Source organism: Shewanella sp. AS16 (assembly GCF_021412365.1).
Lineage (GTDB): Bacteria > Pseudomonadota > Gammaproteobacteria > Enterobacterales > Shewanellaceae > Shewanella > Shewanella salipaludis.
On sequence record NZ_JAKCLK010000052.1, the window covers coordinates 1 to 491 of the forward strand.

1 pseudogene is annotated in these 491 nt (G+C 53.6%); it reads right to left on the bottom strand.

From position 1 onward, the window contains the following. Window positions 1–491 (bottom strand): annotated as a pseudogene (locus LZP73_RS19285) (IS5 family transposase); the annotation flags it as partial.

Genomic DNA, 491 nt, shown 5'->3' on the forward strand with positions numbered 1-491 from the left:
TCTCAGCGGATTCAATAAGGTAGGCAAGACCTCATTGTCGGCCACACTTTCCAAGCTGACCTCGGCAGCTATCACTTCATGTGTGGCGGCATCCACCGCCAGATGCAGTTTACGCCAGGTACGACGCTTTTCCTTGCCGTGTTTGCGGGTTTTCCATTCACCTTCGCCGTAAACTTTCAGCCCTGTGGCATCGACAACCAAGTGGGCAATCGCCCCACGGCTGGGATTACGGTAGCTAATCTCGACAGTCTTGGCACGCTTGCTGATGCAGCTGTAACCGGGGGACGCCAGGGGAACGTTCATTAAGCCAAATACCGAGTTAATGAAACCTTCCAGTGCCCGCAAGGGGAGATTGAACAGGCCTTTGAGTATCAATGCGGTTTCAATCGCCCATCTAGTTGACGAAGAATGCTGTACTGAAATCCCCGGCCTCGGCCACCATGATGCTCAGTGCAGCACCAGTGGCTCATAGCCTGCTCGTCTATCCAAAA